Source organism: Pseudomonas sp. S34 (genome assembly GCF_009866745.1).
GTDB classification, from domain to species: Bacteria; Pseudomonadota; Gammaproteobacteria; order Pseudomonadales; family Pseudomonadaceae; genus Aquipseudomonas; species Aquipseudomonas jessenii.
On record NZ_CP019398.1, the window covers coordinates 2,418,753 to 2,437,887 of the forward strand.

Sequence of the window (19,135 nt, forward strand, 5' to 3'; positions counted from 1 at the left end):
CCGGGCTGAGCAAACCTGACCGGAGCCTAATAATGATAAAAAAACGCTCGGCCACAGCCGGAGTCCGCCAACGGCTTCACCGGCTTGGCCACACTCGCCCGCAACCCCTTGCGCTGGCGATTCTTGCCGTTCTGACGGGGCCAACCTACGCCACCACATTTGACCTCAACGAAGACTGGAGCCTGTCGACCAAGACCAGCCTGAGCCTGGGCAGCAGCTGGTCGACGCAAAACCCTGACAAGAGCCTGATGACCCGCGCCAACGCCTTGCAGGCCCAGGGTGTAAATGCCAATGGCACCAGCGTCAGCGCCGACGACAACCGGCTGAACTTCAAGAAGGGCGACCCCATCTCGCAACTCTTCAAGGGGCTCACCGATATCAGTCTCGATGGCCAGGGCCAGGGCGCGTTCATTCGCTTCAAGTACTGGTACGACCACGCCTACGAAACCGGCAATGGCCGCTTCAAGGATTTCGACGATTCGGGCTGGGACGACCTGTCAAAATTCAAGGGCTTCGAGGTGCTCGATGCCTACGTCTGGAAAGACTTCCAGGTGGCCGAACATCCGCTGAACGTAAAGGTCGGTAACCAGGTGTTGTCCTGGGGCGAAGCGCTGCTGATCCAGAACGGCATCAACGTGATCAACCCGTTGGACATCTCGGCGTTCAACCGTCCCGGCGTGGAAATCAAGGAGGGCCAGTTGCCAGTGGAGATGGTCTCCTTCAGCTTCGGCCTGACCGACACCACCAACCTCGAAGGTTTCTACCAGTACAACTGGCGCCCCAGCGTACTCGACGGTTGCGGCACCTTCTTCGCCAGCAGTGATGTGATCCAGCCGGGTTGCGGGCCGCTGTACCTGAGCCAGGTGCAGACCGATCAACAGATGCAGGCCGCTGGTTTGTTCGCCACGTCCCGGGGCAATGAATCGCCGTCCGACAACGGCCAGTTCGGCTTCGCCTTGCGCCAGATGATCCCAGCGCTCAACGATGCGGAAGCGGCGATCTACTACATCAACTATCACTCGCGGCTGCCGTATTTCACCATTAACGCCAGGAACACCGCCGTGCCCGGTACCTTCCCCGGTGGTATCCAGGGGCCGAGTTACGCGGCGGCCTTCCCGGAAAATATTCGCCTGTACGGCATCAGCCTCAACGGCGTCGAGCCTGTCACCGGGATTTCCCTGGCCGGTGAGTTGAGCTACCGGCCGAACATGCCGATCGCGATCAACGCGCCCGACGTCAACGTTGCGGTGATTTCCGGACCGGGGGGCAGTTCCTGGTTGCAGTTGCCGCCCGGCTTCAGCACCACCAATGGCAGCCAGTTCGATGCGTGGGAGCGCAAGGGCGTCTGGCAGTTGACCGGTTCGGCCACCCAGGCCATCGACAACGTGTTGGGCGCCACGCGCCTGAGCCTGTTCGGTGAGGCCGGTGTCGTGCACATCGACGATCTCGGGGACGAGCGCCTGGGCCGTAACGCCGCGTTCGGCCGCAGCGCCCCGCGCAACGGCACGCTGTGCAACACGGTGGCTTCAGGTGTGACCAACCAATACTGCACCGACAAGGGCTTTGCCACCGATTGGTCGTGGGGGTATCGCCTGCGCGCCAGCCTCGAATACAGCGATGTGTTGCCAGGCATCAACCTGATTCCGGCCGTCAACTGGCGGCATGACGTCTCGGGCTATTCCTACGATCCGCAAGGGCCGTTCCAGGAAGGCCAGCAAGCGCTGGGCGTGAGCCTGACCGGCGTCTACATGAACGATTACAGCGTGGAACTGGCCTACAACACGTTCTTCGGTTCCAACGACTACAGCACCCTCGACGACCGCGATTTTGCATCCGTCAGCTTCAAGGCAGACTTCTAAGGAGAACCGTTATGCGTATGCAATTGTGCGTGCTGGCCCTGGCCTGCACCGTCGGCCTGGCCCAGGCCAAAGGCACCGATTCGGCGGCACTGGGCAAGACCCTGACCCCCATGGGCTCGGAAATGGCGGCCAATGCCGACGGCAGCATTCCGGCCTGGACCGGTGGTCTGGCGAGCAACGCCGGCACCGTCGACAGCAAGGGCGGCTACAGCGATCCGTATGCCGCCGAGAAGCCGTTGTTCACCGTCACCGCGCAGAACCTGACGCAGTACCAGAAGTTTCTCAGCCCCGGGCAAATCGCGTTGTTCAAGCGTTTTCCCGACACCTACAAGATGAACATCTACTCGAGCCATCGCAGCGCCAACCTGCCCAAGGAGGTACTGGCGGTCAGTCGTGAGAACGTCGCCAAGACCAGCATGGCCGACGGCGGCAACGGCTTGCACGACTATGCCAGGGGCATTCCGTTTCCGTTGCCCACCGAAGGCCTGGAGGTGATGTGGAACCACATGACCCGTTATCGCGGCGGCAGTTACGAGCGCATCAGCAGCGCCGCGCTGGTGCGTGAAAATGGCGCCACCAGCTACGTGCGCAACCAGTCTTTGATCAACTTTGCCGACACCGTGGGCGGGCTGGAACCGGGCTCGAACATCCTGTTCATGTTCAAGAGCCGGGTGCTGGAACCGGCGCGTCTGTCCGGTGAGGCGGTGCTGGTGCACGAGCCGATCGACCAGGTCGCCGAGCCGCGTTCGGCCTGGCAATACCTGCCAGGGCAACGTCGCGTGCGCCGTGCGCCGATGATCGCCTACGACAACAGCGCCCGTTACAGCAACGGCCTGATCACCGCCGACAACATCGATGGCTACAACGGCGCGCCGGACCGTTTCGACTGGAAACTGGTGGGCAAGCAAGAGCTGTTCATCCCTTACAACAGCTACAAGATCGGCAGCCGCGACCTCAAGTACGACGCCGTGATCAAGCCCAACCACGTCAATCAGGACCTGGCCCGCTACGAGAAGCACCGCGTGTGGGTGGTCGAAGCGACCCTCAAGCCCGGTGCCCGGCACATCTACGCCAAACGTCGCTTCTATGTGGACGAAGACAGCTGGCAGATCGCCCAGTCGGACCAGTACGACAGCCGCGGTGAACTGTGGCGCAGCGGTGAACTGCACGCGATCCAGCAGTACGACCACGGCTTCACCTACAACGTGCTGGAAACCTCCTATGACCTGATCTCCGGACGCTACTACGCCGGCGGCCTGGCCAACGAAGAGACCGAGCCGATGCGCGTGGGCTTCGCCGCCAAGACCGACGACTACACCCCGTCGGACCTGCGGCGTTGGGCCAAATAAACATTCGTCAAACCACCGCAAAGCCAATGTGGGAGCGGGCTTGCTCGCGAAAGCGGTGTACCAGTCAACGAAAATGTTGAATGTGATGCCCTTTTCGCGAGCAAGCCCGCTCCCACATTGGACGGTGGTGGATGACATTTTTGCATCTACCAGGAGATCTGCCATGCGCTACTGGATATCCGCTCTGGCCCTGGGCGCGAGCCTGGGTACTGTTCACGCCGCAACCCTCGACCAACAGCAAGCCAAAGACCTGGCGCAGGAGGCCTACGTGTTCGCCTACGCCACCGTCGAACACGACAAAGTGCTCAGCGCCATCGCCGCGAAACTGCCGTTCAACCGTCTCTACAGCGAACCGCGCCTGCTCGGCCCGCAAGACAACAAAGTGGTGTCGCCCAACAACGACACCTTCTATTCCCGTGCCTTGCTGGACTTGCGCAGCGAACCTGTGGTGCTCGACGTACCGGCCGTGCAAGGTCGCTACTACAGTTTCCAGCTGGTGGACATGCGCACCGACAACCTCGACTACATCGGCACTCGCGCCACGGGTGACAAGGCGGGGCGCTACCTGATTGTCGGGCCGGACTGGAAGGGGCCCGCGCCATCGGGGTTCAGCGCGGTGATTCGCTCACCGAGCCGGCTGGTCTTCCTGTTGGGACGGACCGAGGTCAAGGGCGAAGCGGATCAGAAAGACGCCGCGCAAGTGCTGAGGGGCTACGCCTTGCAACCGCTGTCCAAAGTCAATGGCAGCGCGCCCCCTGAACCCCAGGCACCGCTGCAACTGCCAGCTTACACGGACACCAGGCACGGGCCGGCGCAGGTGTTGTTCAGCACCTTCAACGCGCTGGCCCCCTTGCATCAATGGACCGCCAGCGAACAAAAGAAACTGGCCCGTTTCGCCGCCATCGGGGTGAAGCCGGGGGCCGGATTCCAGGCCCCGGCGGACTTGAACGAAGCCGTCGCACAGGGCGCCGAAGCCGGTCGCGAACAGGTCCGCGCAGCCTCCAGCCGACTATCGGTGGAACAGCAGGGCTGGTTGCCGTCGCCGCCCAACGTCGGCAAGTTCGGTGACGATGACCTGACCCGTGCCGCAGTCGCCTGGCGCTACATCTACGCCAACGATGCGGTGGAAGCGCTGTACCCGATGGCGTTGCACGATGCAAAGGGGCAGGAACTCAATGGCCAACACGCCTATCGCCTGCATTTTCCCGCCGGGCAATTGCCGCCGGTGAATGCGTTCTGGTCGCTGACCCTGTATGACGGCAAAACCCAGTTGCTGGTGGCCAACCCGATTCAGCGTTACGCCCTGGGCGACCGCAGCCCTGGTCTACAATACGATGCCGACGGCGGCTTGACCCTGATCCTGCAAGCCGATGCGCCCAAGGCTGCGCCGCAGGGCAACTGGCTGCCGACGCCGCAAGGTCCGTTCAACCTGCTGTTGCGCCTGTACCTGCCCAAGGGCGGGGCATTGGACGGGAGTTATCAGTTGCCGACGATTGCGAGGATCGAATCATGAACCTGATTTTCAGTCGCCGCCGGTTGCTGGGCGGCATGGGGATATTGGGAGCAAGCCTGATGTTTCCACGCCGGCTGCTGGCCGGTGATTCCGATGACCCTCGGCAGATTGCCAAAGAGGCGTGGATTTACGCGTACCCCATGCTCATGCATTACCAGACCATGGAAAAACAGGCGCTCAAGCCGGGCGCGCCGGAGTACGTTGGCGGCTTCAACCGCTTTCGTCATTACAGCGAGTTGTTTACCCCGAACAATCGCGACATCGTCACGCCGAACAACGACACGCCGTACTCCTGGGCGTGGCTTGACCTGCGCAGCGAGCCCCAGGTGTTGAGCGTGCCGGCCGTGCCTGACGACCGCTATTACGTGCTTCAACTGGTCGACCAGTACACCCACAACTTTGCCTATGTCGGTGTGCTCAGCACCGGCCGCGATGCGGGGAATTACCTGATCGCCGGACCCCACTGGCAAGGCCCGACACCGGACGGCGTCAAAGCTGTGCTGCGCAGTGAAACCGAAATCGTCATGGTGCTTGGGAGAACGGGCCTGAAAAACGCCGGGGACCTGCCGGCGGTGCGTGCCCTGCAGCAGCAATACGGTTTGCGTTCGTTGCATGAATACATCGGCAGTGCGCCGCCTGTGCCTGCGCCAGCCATTGACTGGCGCCCCTGGGACAGCAAGACCGGGTTGGGGCTGGAGTTTATTCCGGCGCTGAACCAGATCCTCAGCCTGTGCCCCACGCAACCGTCCGAACAAGCCTTGCGCGCGCGCTTTGCACGGATCGGCATCGTGCCCGGCCAGGGTTTCGACCCGGCGACGTTGCCGCCAGCAACGCGCCAGGCACTGCTCGCCGGGATTGAAGACGCTCAGGCGCAACTACAAATCGCGGTGAGCCAGGTACGCACCACCCTCGGGCTGTTCGGCACTCGCGAAGCGCTGAACGGCAATTACCTCAACCGTGCTGTCGCGGCGAATGTCGGCATCTACGGCAACAGCGTGGAAGAGGCCTTCTACACCGGCACTCGCCTGGATAATCAGGGGCAACCCTTGCAGGGTGGGCGAAGCTATCGCCTGCGTTTCGCAGCGGGTCAATTGCCGCCGGCCAGCGAGTTCTGGTCGCTGACGCTGTATGACTTGCCGGACCGGCAACTGGTGGCCAACCCGATCAATCGCTACTGCCTGAGCAGCCGGGATCAGTTGCAGGAAGATGCGGACGGTGGGTTGACGTTGATCCTGCAGAACGTCGCTCCGCCGGAGCAGAGCAACTGGTTGCCGACGCCTGCAAACGGAGCGTTCACCCTGGTCCTGCGCCTGTATGGACCCGGGCAGCAGGTGGTCAATCAACACTGGAAAATGCCGGTGGTTGAAGTGGTGTCTGCCTGAACCGCATCGCGAGCAGGCTCGCTCCTACATTGGACCTGTGCCATTCACAAATGCTGTGAACAACCCGGTCCCCTGTGGGAGCGGGCTTGCCCGCGAAGGGGCCGCATGATTCGACATCATCATCGACTGAAACACCGCTTTCGCGGGCAAGCCCGCTCCCACACTGAATCTGTCTCGTCCACAGATCCAGTGTAGGAGCGAGCCTGCTCGCGAGGAAGGCGACGCGGTTTCCCGCGTCATCCGGTCAAGGCGTGACGATATTGAACTGCGGCGCAAACGTATCGAGGCTGCTCATCAACTCCCCAAGCTTCTTGCCATTGCCTTGCAACTTGATCAGACCTTTCTGGATTGCCGTCGGAATATCCAACTGCTTGAGGCTGATCTGTTCCAGGGTGGCCTTGCTCATGGTCACGCTGGCATCCGCCTGAGCATTGAGCCCGGCACGGTGGGTCAGCACGCCATTGCGCAGGGTCAGGTTGAAGTCCTTGCTCAGGTCATCGAAGGTCCAGTTCAGGGTCAGGTCATGGCCTACGGCCTTTTCACTGTCCAGGCGTACCGCCAGGAAGTCGAAGAACATCTGCGGGCTCATCGCCCGCACCATGTCCACCGATACCGAAGTGCCCGCATGGGGTGGCACGCCGTTGCGCAGTTCCATGGCACCGGTCAGGTACATGTTGCGCCAGGTGGCGTTTTCACTTTGATAGCCCATTTGCTCCAACGCCTGGGCCTGGGCTTTGCGGGCGTCGCCGTTGTCCGGGTTGGCGAACAGCACCTGATTGCCCAGTTGCGCGGCCCAGCGGTATTCACCCTTGGCCATCGCCGCCTGCATTTTCTCAAGCACTGCCGCTTCGCCGCCCATGGCCTCGACCGAACGCTTGGCCGTTTCTACCGGCGGCAGCGGATTGAGGTTGGCCGGGTTACCGTCATAGAAACCCATGTAGCGCTGATACACCGCCCGGGTGTTGAAACTCAGTGAGCCGTAGTAGCCACGGGTGTACCACTTCTGGTCGAGGTTGCCGGGCAGTTTCTTGATCGAATCGGCGATTTCCAGCGGCGTCAGGCCCTGGTTCAGCAGGTGCAGGGTGCGGTCATTGAGGAAGGCGTACATGTCGCGCTGGTCGGCGAGGAAGGTGCGGATGCGTTCGCCACCCCAGGTCGGCCAGTTGTGCTGGGCGAACAACACGTCGCTCTTGTCGCCGTAACGCGCCAGGCTGGCGTCGAGGTACTCGGCCCAGGCCTTGGCGTCACGCACTTGCGCGCCGCGGGGGGTAAGGATGTTGTGCATCATTTGCGTGGCGTTTTCCGCCATGCACAAGGCGCGCAATTGCGGCAGGTACAGGTTCATTTCTGCCGGCGCCTCGGTGCCCGGGGTCAACTGGAACTCTACCTCGAGACCGGCGATGGTGCGGGTTTGCAGTTCCTGGTCGATCAGGTCGGTGGGCGGGATCAGGGTGACAGTGCCGCCGCTCGGTGTGCTCTTGCCCAGGCCGGCATCGACCTGGCCTTTTTCGCCACGGGGCAGCAGGCTGCCGAACTGGAACTGTGCGCGGCGGCTCATGGCATTGCCGGCGTAGACGTTCTCGCTCATCACGTGTTCCATGAACCCGGCGGGGGCGAACACCTTGACCTTGCCGGCCTTGACGTCGGCTTCGTCGATGACCCCGCGCACGCCACCGAAGTGGTCGACGTGGGTGTGGCTGTAGATCACCGCCACCACCGGTTTGCGCGGACGGTTCTGGTAGTACAGGTCCAGTGCCGCCTTGGCGGTTTCGGCCATGGTCAGCGGGTCGATGATGATCAGCCCGTCGTCGCCTTCGATGATGGTCATGTTGGCCAGGTCGAGGCCGCGCACCTGATACAGCCGTGGGCTGACTTCGAACAATCCGGCATGGGCGCTGAGTTGGGCCAGGCGCCAGAGGCTCGGGTTGACCGACTCCGGGGCCTGGTCTTTGGCTAGGAAGTCATAGGCCTGGATATCCCAGATGACCTTGCCCGAGGCGTCCTTGACCTGGCCCTTGAACGGCGCGATCAGACCCTTGGTGACCGACTCGTAGTCGGTGCGGTCGGTGAAGGGCAGTTGTTGCAGCACGGCGGCGTTACTGGCCGTGGTTTGCGGGCTGGCTGCGACCGGTTCATCGGCGGCGACCACCGATTGCGTCAGGCAGGCAGTGATCAGGCAAGCGAGCAGCCCACGAGGGCTCAAGGTGAAACGAGGCATGGCGTCTCCGTTTTTTATCGTTATGGTTAGACCAGCTTCGAGGGTAGGGCGGGGCGCGGGCGGGGCGATCATCAGCAACGGACAAAAAACATTCAGGACCGCTATCCTTGAGCCACGCCTATCCAGCAGGTTGACCCATGCTTGAAGTCCATGGTGTTTTCAAAAGCTACGCCACACCGCAGGGGCCGCTGCCGGTGCTGCAAGGCGTCGACCTGACGCTAAGGCCCGGCAGCAGCCTGGCGCTGATGGGCGAGTCGGGCAGTGGCAAAAGCACCTTGCTGCACCTGATCGCCGGGCTGGACAAGGTCGATCGCGGCAGCATCCGCAGTGGCGCGCATTGCCTGGAACAGATGAATGAAGGGCAACTGGCGAACTGGCGCCGTACGGAAATCGGCCTGGTGTTCCAGCAGTTCAACCTGATCGGCAGCCTGCGGGTCGAAGACAACCTGGCGATTCAGGCGCGGCTGGCGGGGCGTCATGACCCACGCTGGCAGGCGCACCTGGTGCGACGCCTGGGCCTGGGCGAGCTGCTGCGGCGCTACCCCGAGCAACTGTCCGGTGGCCAGCAACAACGGGTCGCGCTGGGCCGGGCGCTGGCGTCGCGTCCGCCATTGTTGCTGGCCGACGAGCCCACCGGCAGCCTCGATGAAACCACCGGTGCCGAGGTGTTGCAGTTGCTGCTGGAATTGCTCGACGACAGCCCCACCAGCCTGTTGATGGTCACCCACAGTCCCGGCGTCGCGGCACGGCTGGCGGAAAAAGCCCTGCTGTGCGGCGGTCGCCTGGCCGCTGCGGGCGAGCGCTGACATGCGCATCTTTGGCGAAACCCTGCGCGCACTGCTCAGCCACTGGCGGCAGCATCCGGTGCAGTTTTTCAGTGTGCTGACCGGGTTGTGGCTGGCCACCAGTCTGTTGACCGGCGTCCAGGCACTCAACAGCCAGGCCCGCGACAGCTATGCCCGCGCCAGTCAGTTGATCGGCGGCGAACCTCAGGCCAGCCTCGGTGCGCCCGGTGGCGGCACGTTCCCCCAGCAATGGTTTATCGATCTGCGGCGCGCGGGGTGGCCGGTGTCACCGGTGCTGCAAGGCCGGGTCACGCTCAAGGGGCATGAAGAGCAGCGCTTGCAGTTGATGGGCATCGAGCCGGTGTCGCTGCCGACGGGCGCAGCGGTGGCCGGGCAGGCCTTGGCGATTGAACAGGTGGTCGGCTTTTTCAGTCCGCCGGGCAGCACCTGGATATCGTCGCAGACCTTGCAGGCACTGGGTTTGCGCGAGGGTGACCGGCCACTGAACCTGGCGGGCGTGGCCCTGCCGCCGCTGCATGTGCAGGCCGATATGGCGCCCGGCGTGCTGCTGGTGGACATCGGTTTTGCCCAGCAGATTCTGGGGTTGCCGCAGCAACTGTCGCGGCTGCTGTTACCGAAGGATTTCACCGCGCCGTTGCCGGAGCCGTTCAAGGGCCAGTTGCAACTCAAGCGCGCTGGCGAAGAAAACAATCTGAGGCGCCTGACCGAAAGCTTTCACCTGAACCTCGATGCCCTGGGGGTGCTGTCGTTCGTGGTCGGCCTGTTTATCGTGCACGCCGCCATCGGGCTGGCGCTGGAGCAACGGCGAAGCCTGCTCCGGACCCTGCGTGCCTGCGGTGTGAGTGCGCGGATGCTGATGGCCTGTCTTGCCGTCGAATTGGGTGGATTGGCCCTGATCGGTGGTATGGCCGGGGTGGTCAGCGGCTACCTGCTGGCCGGCGTGCTGTTACCCGATGTCGCCGCCAGCCTGCGTGGCTTGTATGGCGCCGAAGTGGCGGGGCAGTTGAGCCTTGGTCTGTCGTGGTGGTTCAGTGGTATCGGCTTGAGTCTGATCGGCGCGTTGCTGGCCGGGGCCAACAGCCTGCTGCGGGCGGCGCGTCTGCCATTGCTGGCGCTGGCTGATCCGCAGGCCTGGCATCAAGCCCATGCGCGCTGGTTGCGACGCCAGGGTTGGGTGGCGGCCATGGCCGGGATGATCGCGTTGCTGGCGTTGATCTTCGGCCACAGCCTGATCAGTGGCTTCGTGTTGATGGCCGCGCTGTTGATCGGTGCCGCGCTGGCCTTGCCGGTGGTGCTCAGCGCGCTGCTCAGTCTCGTTTCGCAGCGCAGTCGCTCGGTGCTCGGCCAGTGGTTTGTTGCCGATTGCCGCCAGCAACTGCCGGCGTTGAGCCTGGCCTTGATGGCGCTGCTGTTGGCCATGGCGGCGAATATCGGTGCCGGCAGCATGACCGCAGGGTTTCGCCAGACCTTCAGTGACTGGCTCGAGCAACGGCTGACGGCCGAGCTTTACCTCAATCCACAGAACCCGGCCCAGGCCAGGGAACTGAACAGCTGGCTCAACCAGCAGCCGCAACTGGCGGCCGTGCTGCCCAACTGGCAGGTTTCGATTCAATTGCAGGGCTGGCCGACGGACCTGTCCGGGATCATCGACCATCCGACTTACCGCCAGCACTGGCCACTGCTCGAAGCCTTGGGCGACAACCCTTGGGAGCGACTGGCCAAGGACGATGCGGTGATGCTCAGCGAACAACTGGCCCGGCGCCTGCGAGTGCAACTGGGCGATCACCTGACGCTGCCGACGCCCACCGGCCCTTGGTCGCCACGGATCGTCGGGATCTACGCCGACTATGGCAATCCCAAGGGCCACATTCTGGTGAACATCCGCCACCTGTTGCGCGGCTGGCCGCAACTGACTCCGAACCGCTTCAACCTGCGCATCGATCCGGCATCGATCCCGGCGTTCGTCACGGCATTGCAGGCACGATTTACCCTGGACGACAGCCGCATCGTCGATCAGGCACGGCTCAAGGGCTGGTCCACGCAAGTCTTCGAGCGCACCTTCGCTGCCACCGCCGCACTCAACAGCCTGACGCTGTGCGTGGCGGGGGTGGCGCTGTTCATCAGCCTGTTGACCCAAAGCCAGAGCCGTCTCGGGCAACTGGCGCCATTGTGGGCGTTGGGCGTGACGCGTCGGCATTTGATGTTGCTCAACCTCGGGCAAACCTGGCTGCTGGCGATATTGACCCTGGTGCTGGCGTTGCCGTTGGGCATCGCCCTGGCGTGGTGCCTGGACGCGGTGATCAACGTGCAGGCCTTTGGCTGGCGACTGCCGTTGCGAGTGTTTCCATTGCAACTGTTGCAATTGATGGGGCTGGCGCTGGTGGCGACGTTACTGGCCTCGGCCTGGCCGTTGTACCGTTTGTACCGCACGCAACCGGCGGACCTGCTGCGGACGTTTGCCCATGAAGATTAAAGTCGGCGTGTTGCTCCTGGCGCTGCTGGCGAGCGGTTGCGATCAACCGGCACCGGTGGAAAAGGGCTTTGCCGGGTTGGGCAACCAGGCCGCTGCGTTCACCCCGGTGGTGCCCGGTCGGGTGTTCAGCTTCCCGGCGGATCACGGCCCGCACGAGGGCTTTCGCATCGAATGGTGGTATGTCACGGCCAACCTGAAGGACGATCAGGGGCATGAGTTTGGCGCGCAATGGACCTTGTTCCGCAGTGCCTTGAAAGCCACCCCCGAGGTGCTGGGCTGGCAGAATCAGACGATCTGGCTCGGCCACGCGGCGGTGACATCGGCGACGGCGCATCACGCGGCCGAACGTTATGCCCGTGGCGGCGTCGGTCAAGCCGGTGTCAGCGTCGCGCCGTTCAACGCGTGGATCGACGACTGGCAATTGAGTAGCCAGGCGACTGCCGACGACCCGTTGGCCGACCTGCAGCTCAGTGCCAGCGACCGGCGTTTCAGCTACCGGCTGCGATTGACTTCGACAGGTCCGCTGGTGCTTCAGGGGGACCGGGGCTTCAGCCAGAAATCCGAACAGGGTCAGGCCTCTTATTACTACAGCCAGCCGTTTTTCCAGGCCAGCGGCACCCTGGACATCGACGGCAAGACCTTTCAGGTCAGTGGCCCGGCCTGGCTCGACCGGGAATGGAGCAGCCAGCCCCTGACGAGCAACCAGACCGGTTGGGACTGGTTCTCCCTGCATCTGGACAGCGGCGAGCAGGTGATGCTGTATCGCATGCGGCAAAAGGACGGTGAGCCTTACCTCACCGGCACCTGGATCGACGCCCGGGGTCAGACACAATTGCTGCACGCCCGCGACATCAGCCTCACGCCGCAAGACACCGCCCGGGTTGCCGGGCGTGAGATGCCCATTCGCTGGTCGATCAAAATCCCTGCCAGACACCTCGATATAACCATTGCCGCGCTCAATCCCCAGGCCTGGATGGACTTGCGCATTCCGTACTGGGAAGGCCCGGTGCGCCTCAGCGGCAGCCATGCAGGGCAGGGCTATCTGGAAATGACCGGGTACTAGGCGCTCGTGTCAGGAAAATCACCGCTGCGGCGCGACCACTCGCTGAACAGCGTCTATGCTCACTCGCACACATGGCGTTGAGCCCGGTTTCAACGCCGTCTGTTGCCATCTATCACAGGGAATGTTCTGCCTATGAAAAGCCACGCACTGAGCAAAGCCATCACCCTCGCAACCTTGCTGTCTGTCGCCAGTTTTGGCGCGGTTGCCGCCGAACTCCCGTTGTCCGAAGTTGTGGTGGTTGACCAGGTCACCACCAAAGTCGTTTCGGTAGATACCGCGAACCATTCCGTGGTCCTTAAAGGCCCGCAGGGTAATGAGTTCCCTGTGCAGTTGACCGACAAGGCGAAAAACCTCGACAACCTCAAGGCTGGCGATACGGTGGAAATCAGGGTTACCAGCGCCGTTGCAGCCTTCCTCGACACCGATGTCGACAAAGGCCTGCCCGGCACCGCCGAAGCCACCGGCGAAATGCGCACAGCGCCAGGTAGCCCAAACCCCGGCGGCGAAGCTTACCGTCAGGTGAAAGTGCAGCTGAAAATCACCAGCATTGACCTGAAGAAAAACCAGGTGACCTTCGAAAACCCGGAAGGCAAGTCCAAGACCGTCGACGTCAAACGACCTGAAGTCCAGGCCAAACTCAAGGACTTGAAAGTCGGACAAAGCGTCAACGTGGTTTATACCGACATATTGACGGTGACCAGCAAGCACTAATATTGAGTATTGGCGTTATACGGGCCGATTGTTTTTGTGCAAGTTTTGTATAGGAATAATCAGCTCGTAATGGTCGAGCTGGTGAGTTTGAGATGCCGTGTTGCATAGTATTTAAATCGACATCTTGTTAAACATTGTGTCGATAAATTTCATTTTTGCGTACGGACATATTAATCCGCTTCTACTAAAATACGTTCCGTTCGCCCAGTGTCAGGGCTCTTTACCAGTGCATGGATTGCCGAGGCCATTGCACTGGGCGAACACTTTATTTGCTGTATAGAACGTTTCGGATATAAAAAAACGGGCGACCTGTAGGTCGCCCGTTTTTATTGAGTTGTGACAAATCATTCAGTCATGTTTTTTATTGACTTGAAGCAACATCGGCCAACGCGGCGAAACACTGTTCGATCGAACGCCGCTGGCTCTCGGCGTACAGTTCCAGCTCATCGATCGTTGAACGCCCCAGGGCCTGTTCGAACGCTTGCTGGTTGGCATGGGCGCCGTAACGGGTTTGCGCCGCGTCCCCCAGGTTTGACTGAAAAATCCCCGCCGCGCTGACGGGCAGGAAGTCTTCGTACACCAGGGGTTCTACCCGCAGGTAACCGTCGCTGAGCAGGTCTTCCAGGGGCGCGTTTTTCAGGTCGCCCGCCGCCAGGCCCTTTTCCGTCACGAAGTAGCGGAAGTAAGCCAGGCCCTGTTGGCGCATGCCTTCCCAGGTGTCAGGGAACTCGCTGAAATGCTGCTCCATCAGGGCGTTATAGCGCGCAGCGTTGGCTTCGTTGGGGAAGTCCTTGAGTTCGTCCCGCGCGGCATTGAGCAAACGGTCGTAGAGTGCGCGGCCTTTGGGCGTGAGGGCGGCACCGCGCTGTTCGATCTCGCCGAACCGGGCACTGTGGCTGCCGCGAGCCTCGCTTTGATCGGTGAAGGCAATCGGCTCGTCCAGGGCCTTGAAGCTGGTCTGGCGCAGCAGGATCGGGCACTGGCGGCGAGGCGGGCCTTCGATCACCGCTTTGGGGGTGATGCCATGGGCCGGCATCTGCGCCTGGACGATGTCGATGTCCAGGGTCCGTGGTGTCAGGTGGTTGATGTGCGGGCCCTTGAACGCCACCACGTCGGCAATCAGACGATGCTGGGCGCTGAGCTGTTGATACTGTTCGGCGGTGACGGTGGCGCTGTGGTGCCAGCGAAACGTTTCCAGTGCCTGCTCGACGAAGTCCAGGGCTTGCTGCTCGGTCAGGCCACCCCGGGATTCGGCGCGCTCGATAAGCGTGAGGGCCGTGGGGGTGAAGATCGAACGCTGGTCGAGCATCGACTGGGCGAACGCTCGCAGCTCCAGGTCTTCGATCAATTCCAGGCGCAACAGCGACGTGAACACCCGGAACGGGCTGACCTGCAACGACGCTTCATGCACCGCGCGAAACGCCGTGGAATGCACCGGCACGCCGGCCGGTGTCAGGTCGTAGTAACCCACCGGTTGCATGCCCATCACCGCGAACAGGCGGGCGAGGGTCGCCAGTTCATCGGCCGTACCGACACGGATCGCCCCATGACGTTCCAGGTCCAGGCGTTCGATTTCGCCGGTACTGGTGAGCTGCCGCAGGATTTTCGCATCGTTGTCCAGCACGTGACGGTTAGACTGTTCCACCAGTTCCATCAACGCGCCGTACAACGGCACTTCCTCGCGGTACATGTCGGACATCGCTTTGGAGAAGCGTTGGCGGATCAGGTCAGGGCTGACGAAGTTCGGGTGGTTCATGAACAGGATTCCTGGCGCGGTGACGTAAAGGATGGACGAAAGATCGCAGCCTTCAGCGACGCCGACAAACGAAGTTTCTGACGAACTTCATTCTGTTAAGGACTACATACCTAGTGCAGTCGTTGATCCTGTGGGCTCTCCGAGCGCAGCGATGCCAAAAACTCGCGATACAGGCGCGCCGAACCGTATGGCGCTTCCACCATGGGCATGTGCCCGATGGCGTCCCAGATATGCACGCGCAGGTCGGCGATGCCCTTGCTCCAGACCGCCACGCTGCTGACGTCGATCAGCCGGTCCTTGCGCCCCCACAGCAACAGCGCCGGGGCGGTGATGTCGGGCAGGTGCGGTTCCATCGGCGGGCTGGCACGGAATTCGCGGAAGATTTCCTCCAGTTCTTCGCGGGACTGTTCATAGCGCTGGGCGACGGCATCGAGCACCAGCTTCGGTACCCAGGGTGGCGAAGCCATGGTCATGGCGTAGAAACGCCGGAATTCTTCGCGCGAGTGAATCAGAAACGGGTTGTGGCCCTTGGCCAAATGCCGCTCAAGGTCACTGGGCTCGGGGGCGGTGACCCCGGCCGGGTCGACCAGGGCCACGGACACAATGCGTTCCGGGTAAGTGGCCGCGAGCCACGCCGCCATGTAGCCGCCCATGGAGTTGCCGATGACATGGACTTTCTCCACCCCGCAAACGTCCAGCAGCTGGATCATGCGTTTGGCCTGCAGCGGGATGTCGTAGCCGCCGCCCGCCTTGAAGCCGGTTTCGCCATGGCCGGCGATGTCCGGGATGATCACCCGATGGCTGCCGACAAAGTGCCGGGCGAAACGCAGCCAGAGGTTTTTGTCGGCGCTGAAGCCATGGAGCATCAGCACACTGCTGGTGGCCTCGTACGGCCCGCCTTGCCAGGTCGAGACGGTCATTTCGGGGATGGGCACGACGATCTTGTGCAGCCGGTACAACTTGGCCTCGGCCGCCATGCTCAAGTCATAGAGCCAGTAGCCGATGGCCGGGTAGGTCAGCCAGCTCCAGGCAACGAACACTGCGAGAACGACGAACAACAAAAGCATCACGCGTCTCCCTTCTATCTGCTCAGGACAAAATGTGATCGGCGGGTTTCAGCGCTCGGGTCAAGCGATGAAAGCTGAAGCTGAATCCCGGAAACATGGCAATCACATGACCGCTCTTGCTTTGATACCAACTGTGGCAACCACCGGATTTCCACACGGTGCGTTCCATTTCCCGGTGGATCATTTCAGTGTAGGTACGTTCCGCCTCATGGCGAACTTCGATGCTGCGTAAACCTTGAGTCTTCAAGGTGCGAATGCAATCGAGGATGTAATTCATCTGGGATTCGATGATGAACAGCGCCGAGGTGTGGCCGATCCCGGTGTTCGGTCCGGTGACGATGAACAGGTTGGGAAAATCGGGCAGGGCGGTGCCGAGGTAGGCCCGTGGGTACTGCGCCCAGACCTCCTTGAGACGGGTGCCTTTTTTGCCCGTTACCGGGTAGGAAATCACCCCGTCGGTGGCATCGTAGCCAGTGGACCAGACGATCAGATCCAGGTCGATGTGCTGGCCGTCCAGTGTAACGATACCGGTCTCGTCGATGGACGCGATGCCTTGCTCGCGGCTGTGCAGCGTCACGTTGTCGCGCGCCAGTGCCGGGTACAGCGTGCTGGACAGAATCACCCGTTTGCAGCCGATGGTGTAGTCCGGCGTCAGTTTGCGCCGCAGTTCGGTATCCGGCACCTGGCGTTTGAGAAAACGCAGGGCCTGGCGCTGGACCATGTGCACCGCCGGTTTCGAATACTTGAAGGCAATCACCCGGGTTTCGAATTGCCAGTAGATCCCCCAGCGCAGCAGCTTGTAGGCCGGCTTGAACCCCAGCAGCCAGCGCTGGAAACGGCCAAAGCTGCGGTCAGCCCGGGGCAGGACCCAATGGGGCGTGCGCTGGAATACATGCAAGTGCCCGACGTCCGGGGCAATGGCCGGAATGACCTGGGCCGCACTGGCGCCGCTGCCGACGATGGCTACGCGTTTTTGCCGGTAGTCGTAGTGATGATCCCAGTTGTTGGTGTGAAACGCTTTACCTTGAAAGCGCTCCTGTCCGTCGAAGCGCGGAACAACCGGTTGACTCAGCGGCCCGGTCGCGTTGATCAGGAACTGCGCGCAAAACGTGCCTTTGCCGGCGGTGTACACCGTCCAGCGTTTGTGGGTGTCGTCCCATTCGACGCGCTCGACATTGGCGCCCAGTTCCACTTTGTCCCGCAGGCCGAAGTGCTCCACCACATGGCGGGTGTAACGGTGCAGTTCGGCCTGTTCGGCGAACATTTGCGTCCAGCGATACGGAGCAAAAGACAGGGAGTACAGCGGCGAGGGCACGTCGACTGCCGCGCCGGGGTAGGTGTTCTGGCACCAGGTGCCGCCGAAGAAATCACGCCGCTCCAGCAGGCGAAAATCGTCGATGTCGGCCTTGAGCAAATTGATTGCTGCACATTGGCCGCCAAACCCGCTGCCGATGATCAATACTTGAAAGGTCTGCATGGGCCTCCTCTTATGGTCATTGATCAACCCCTTCCTTCATGTATAGCCGTTTATGGGGTGAGGCTTTTGCTTTTATGTGAGCCTGATGTCGCGATTTTCAGCCCGTTAGTCGGTGATGGCTATTTAATGCCACCCTGATAGACTCCAGCGCATAGGCTCAGGCTGTAATCGCATTCCGTGGAGTGGCAAAGAGGTCCTATGGCAAAAGCGGGAGGAAAGGGATCTTCATTGGCCAGGAGGCTCTATACATCGCGGATCCTGGGGTTGGCCCTGGGGCTGGTGTGCGTGAGCGCGGCAATGTATCCACTCGATCCTGCACCTTGGGTCTGGGGCTTCATGTGGTTCAATGGCCTGGTCTGGCCGCACCTGGCTTACCAATGGGCGCGCCGGGCCAAGACGCCCTACCATGCCGAGCACCGCAATCTGCTGATTGATGCCTTTCTCGGCGGCTTCTGGATTGCCGCGATGCAATTCAATCCACTGCCCAGCGCGACCACCATTTCCATGATGGCCATGAACAACGTGGCCATAGGTGGCTCGCGCTTTCTGCTGGCCGGGACAGCCGCGCAAATCCTGGGCGTGGGCGTTGGCCTGCTGATTTTCTCCCCGGCGTTCATTCCTGCCACCAGCGCGGTGCAGCTCTATGCCTGTTTGCCGTTGATGTGCCTGTATCCGCTGGCGCTGGGCTGGATCTGCTTCCGCCAGGCCCATACTCTGGGCTGTCAGAAGCGTGAACTGCTGGCACTGAGCCGCACCGACAGCCTGACAGGCCTGCTGAACCATGGCACCTGGAAGGACCAACTGGAGATCGAGTTCCAGCGTTGCAACAGCCAGCAAAAAGGCGGAGCGATCGCCCTGATCGACATCGACCATTTCAAAGCCATCAACGACACCTACGGCCATGTTGCCGGCGACATCGTCTTGCGTCAGTTGAGCAAAATGCTCAAGCAGAACCTGCGAACGACCGATGTGGCAGGGCGCTACGGCGGCGACGAGTTCTGCGTGATCCTTCCGGACCTGCCCCTGAACCGCGCCGCCGCCATCATGGATGCCCTGCGCGCTCGCTTCGCCATCTTGGGCTACGAGCAGAACCCGGCCCTGAAAGTCAGCCTGAGCATTGGCCTGGCGTCATTCAACCCGGCCCATGCCGACGCGATGCTTTGGCTCAATGATGCCGATCATGCGTTGTACGAAGCCAAGACCACCGGGCGTAATCGGGTGATCTGCTGCGGTAACGGGAAACCCCATCGCGAACTGCTCGACTCGGTGTGACCCTTCACCGCAAAACCTGTGGGAGCGAGCCTGCTCGCGATGGCTGCGTGTCAGGCGGCATGGATGTTGGCTGTGACGGCCTCATCGCGAGCAAGCTCGCTCCCACAGGGATTCCGGGTTAATACAAGATTTGTGCTCAACAGAAATCCACTGTGGGAGCGAGCTTGCTCGCGATGGCGGAATGTCAGG

The 19,135-nt window shown here is 61.9% G+C and carries 13 protein-coding genes; 9 read left to right on the top strand and 4 right to left on the bottom strand.

The features are described from left to right. Positions 1–32 precede the first annotated feature (32 nt). From PspS34_RS10900 to PspS34_RS10915, 4 genes are all read left to right on the top strand, one after another. Positions 33–1,859, top strand: a complete 1,827-nt coding sequence (locus tag PspS34_RS10900) for a DUF1302 domain-containing protein (RefSeq protein WP_150815127.1) — start codon at positions 33–35, stop codon at positions 1,857–1,859. Positions 1,860–1,870: 11 nt separating this feature from the next. Next, the gene (locus PspS34_RS10905; protein WP_159389696.1) at positions 1,871–3,208 is read left to right on the top strand and encodes a DUF1329 domain-containing protein; all 1,338 of its coding nucleotides are present in this window, start codon (positions 1,871–1,873) and stop codon (positions 3,206–3,208) included. Between the two features lie 163 nt (positions 3,209–3,371). Further along, on the top strand, positions 3,372–4,721 hold the full coding sequence (locus tag PspS34_RS10910) for a DUF1254 domain-containing protein (RefSeq protein WP_159389697.1): 1,350 nt from the start codon (positions 3,372–3,374) through the stop codon (positions 4,719–4,721). Beyond that, a complete protein-coding gene (locus PspS34_RS10915) occupies positions 4,718–6,103 on the top strand; it encodes a DUF1254 domain-containing protein (RefSeq protein WP_159389698.1) in 1,386 nt (461 codons plus the stop codon). The genes PspS34_RS10910 and PspS34_RS10915 overlap by 4 nt, the downstream gene beginning before the upstream one ends. Positions 6,104–6,347: 244 nt before the next feature. Here the strand turns inward: PspS34_RS10915 and PspS34_RS10920 are convergent, their stop codons facing one another. After that, positions 6,348–8,321, bottom strand: coding sequence for an alkyl sulfatase dimerization domain-containing protein (locus PspS34_RS10920; protein WP_159389699.1), 1,974 nt, complete (start codon positions 8,319–8,321; stop codon positions 6,348–6,350). A 137-nt stretch (positions 8,322–8,458) separates the two neighbouring features. On the opposite strand from PspS34_RS10920, the gene PspS34_RS10925 reads away from it, so the two are divergent. The 4 genes from PspS34_RS10925 to PspS34_RS10940 all read left to right on the top strand — a co-directional run bounded on the left by PspS34_RS10925 (position 8,459) and on the right by PspS34_RS10940 (position 13,374). Beyond that, a complete protein-coding gene (locus PspS34_RS10925; RefSeq protein ID WP_159389700.1) occupies positions 8,459–9,127 on the top strand; it encodes an ABC transporter ATP-binding protein in 669 nt (222 codons plus the stop codon). Between the two features lies 1 nt (position 9,128). After that, positions 9,129–11,600 (top strand): ABC transporter permease, encoded by a 2,472-nt coding sequence (locus PspS34_RS10930; RefSeq protein WP_159389701.1) that lies wholly within the window; start codon positions 9,129–9,131, stop codon positions 11,598–11,600. Then, entirely contained in the window at positions 11,590–12,663 is a 1,074-nt protein-coding gene (locus PspS34_RS10935; RefSeq protein ID WP_159389702.1) for a lipocalin-like domain-containing protein, read from the top strand. Before PspS34_RS10930 ends, PspS34_RS10935 begins: the two co-directional genes overlap by 11 nt. Before the next feature lie 132 nt (positions 12,664–12,795). Beyond that, positions 12,796–13,374: a hypothetical protein gene (locus PspS34_RS10940; protein WP_159389703.1), complete on the top strand. Its 579-nt coding sequence runs from the start codon at positions 12,796–12,798 to the stop codon at positions 13,372–13,374. A 361-nt stretch (positions 13,375–13,735) separates the two neighbouring features. On the opposite strand, the gene PspS34_RS10945 is transcribed toward PspS34_RS10940, so the two are convergent. The 3 genes from PspS34_RS10945 to PspS34_RS10955 all read right to left on the bottom strand — a co-directional run bounded on the left by PspS34_RS10945 (position 13,736) and on the right by PspS34_RS10955 (position 17,674). After that, positions 13,736–15,130, bottom strand: coding sequence for a VOC family protein (locus tag PspS34_RS10945; protein WP_159389704.1), 1,395 nt, complete (start codon positions 15,128–15,130; stop codon positions 13,736–13,738). 110 nt (positions 15,131–15,240) lie between these two features. After that, a complete protein-coding gene (locus PspS34_RS10950) occupies positions 15,241–16,197 on the bottom strand; it encodes an alpha/beta fold hydrolase (RefSeq protein WP_090456361.1) in 957 nt (318 codons plus the stop codon). A gap of 22 nt (positions 16,198–16,219) precedes the next feature. Continuing rightward, on the bottom strand, positions 16,220–17,674 hold the full coding sequence (locus PspS34_RS10955) for an NAD(P)/FAD-dependent oxidoreductase (RefSeq protein WP_159389705.1): 1,455 nt from the start codon (positions 17,672–17,674) through the stop codon (positions 16,220–16,222). Between the two features lie 198 nt (positions 17,675–17,872). Between PspS34_RS10955 and PspS34_RS10960 the strand changes: the two genes are divergently transcribed. Next, positions 17,873–18,946, top strand: a complete 1,074-nt coding sequence (locus tag PspS34_RS10960; RefSeq protein WP_159389706.1) for a diguanylate cyclase — start codon at positions 17,873–17,875, stop codon at positions 18,944–18,946. Positions 18,947–19,135: the final 189 nt, after the last annotated feature.

Excerpts from the sequence above, each read along its gene's own strand:
- PspS34_RS10900 (WP_150815127.1), top strand. The coding sequence starts at position 33 with ATGATAAAAAAACGCTCGGCCACAGCCGGAGTCCGCCAACGGCTTCAC.
- PspS34_RS10905 (WP_159389696.1), top strand. The coding sequence starts at position 1,871 with ATGCGTATGCAATTGTGCGTGCTGGCCCTGGCCTGCACCGTCGGCCTG.
- PspS34_RS10910 (WP_159389697.1), top strand. The coding sequence starts at position 3,372 with ATGCGCTACTGGATATCCGCTCTGGCCCTGGGCGCGAGCCTGGGTACT.
- PspS34_RS10915 (WP_159389698.1), top strand. The coding sequence starts at position 4,718 with ATGAACCTGATTTTCAGTCGCCGCCGGTTGCTGGGCGGCATGGGGATA.
- PspS34_RS10920 (WP_159389699.1), bottom strand. The coding sequence starts at position 8,321 with ATGCCTCGTTTCACCTTGAGCCCTCGTGGGCTGCTCGCTTGCCTGATC.
- PspS34_RS10925 (WP_159389700.1), top strand. The coding sequence starts at position 8,459 with ATGCTTGAAGTCCATGGTGTTTTCAAAAGCTACGCCACACCGCAGGGG.
- PspS34_RS10930 (WP_159389701.1), top strand. The coding sequence starts at position 9,129 with ATGCGCATCTTTGGCGAAACCCTGCGCGCACTGCTCAGCCACTGGCGG.
- PspS34_RS10935 (WP_159389702.1), top strand. The coding sequence starts at position 11,590 with ATGAAGATTAAAGTCGGCGTGTTGCTCCTGGCGCTGCTGGCGAGCGGT.
- PspS34_RS10940 (WP_159389703.1), top strand. The coding sequence starts at position 12,796 with ATGAAAAGCCACGCACTGAGCAAAGCCATCACCCTCGCAACCTTGCTG.
- PspS34_RS10945 (WP_159389704.1), bottom strand. The coding sequence starts at position 15,130 with ATGAACCACCCGAACTTCGTCAGCCCTGACCTGATCCGCCAACGCTTC.
- PspS34_RS10950 (WP_090456361.1), bottom strand. The coding sequence starts at position 16,197 with ATGCTTTTGTTGTTCGTCGTTCTCGCAGTGTTCGTTGCCTGGAGCTGG.
- PspS34_RS10955 (WP_159389705.1), bottom strand. The coding sequence starts at position 17,674 with ATGCAGACCTTTCAAGTATTGATCATCGGCAGCGGGTTTGGCGGCCAA.
- PspS34_RS10960 (WP_159389706.1), top strand. The coding sequence starts at position 17,873 with ATGGCAAAAGCGGGAGGAAAGGGATCTTCATTGGCCAGGAGGCTCTAT.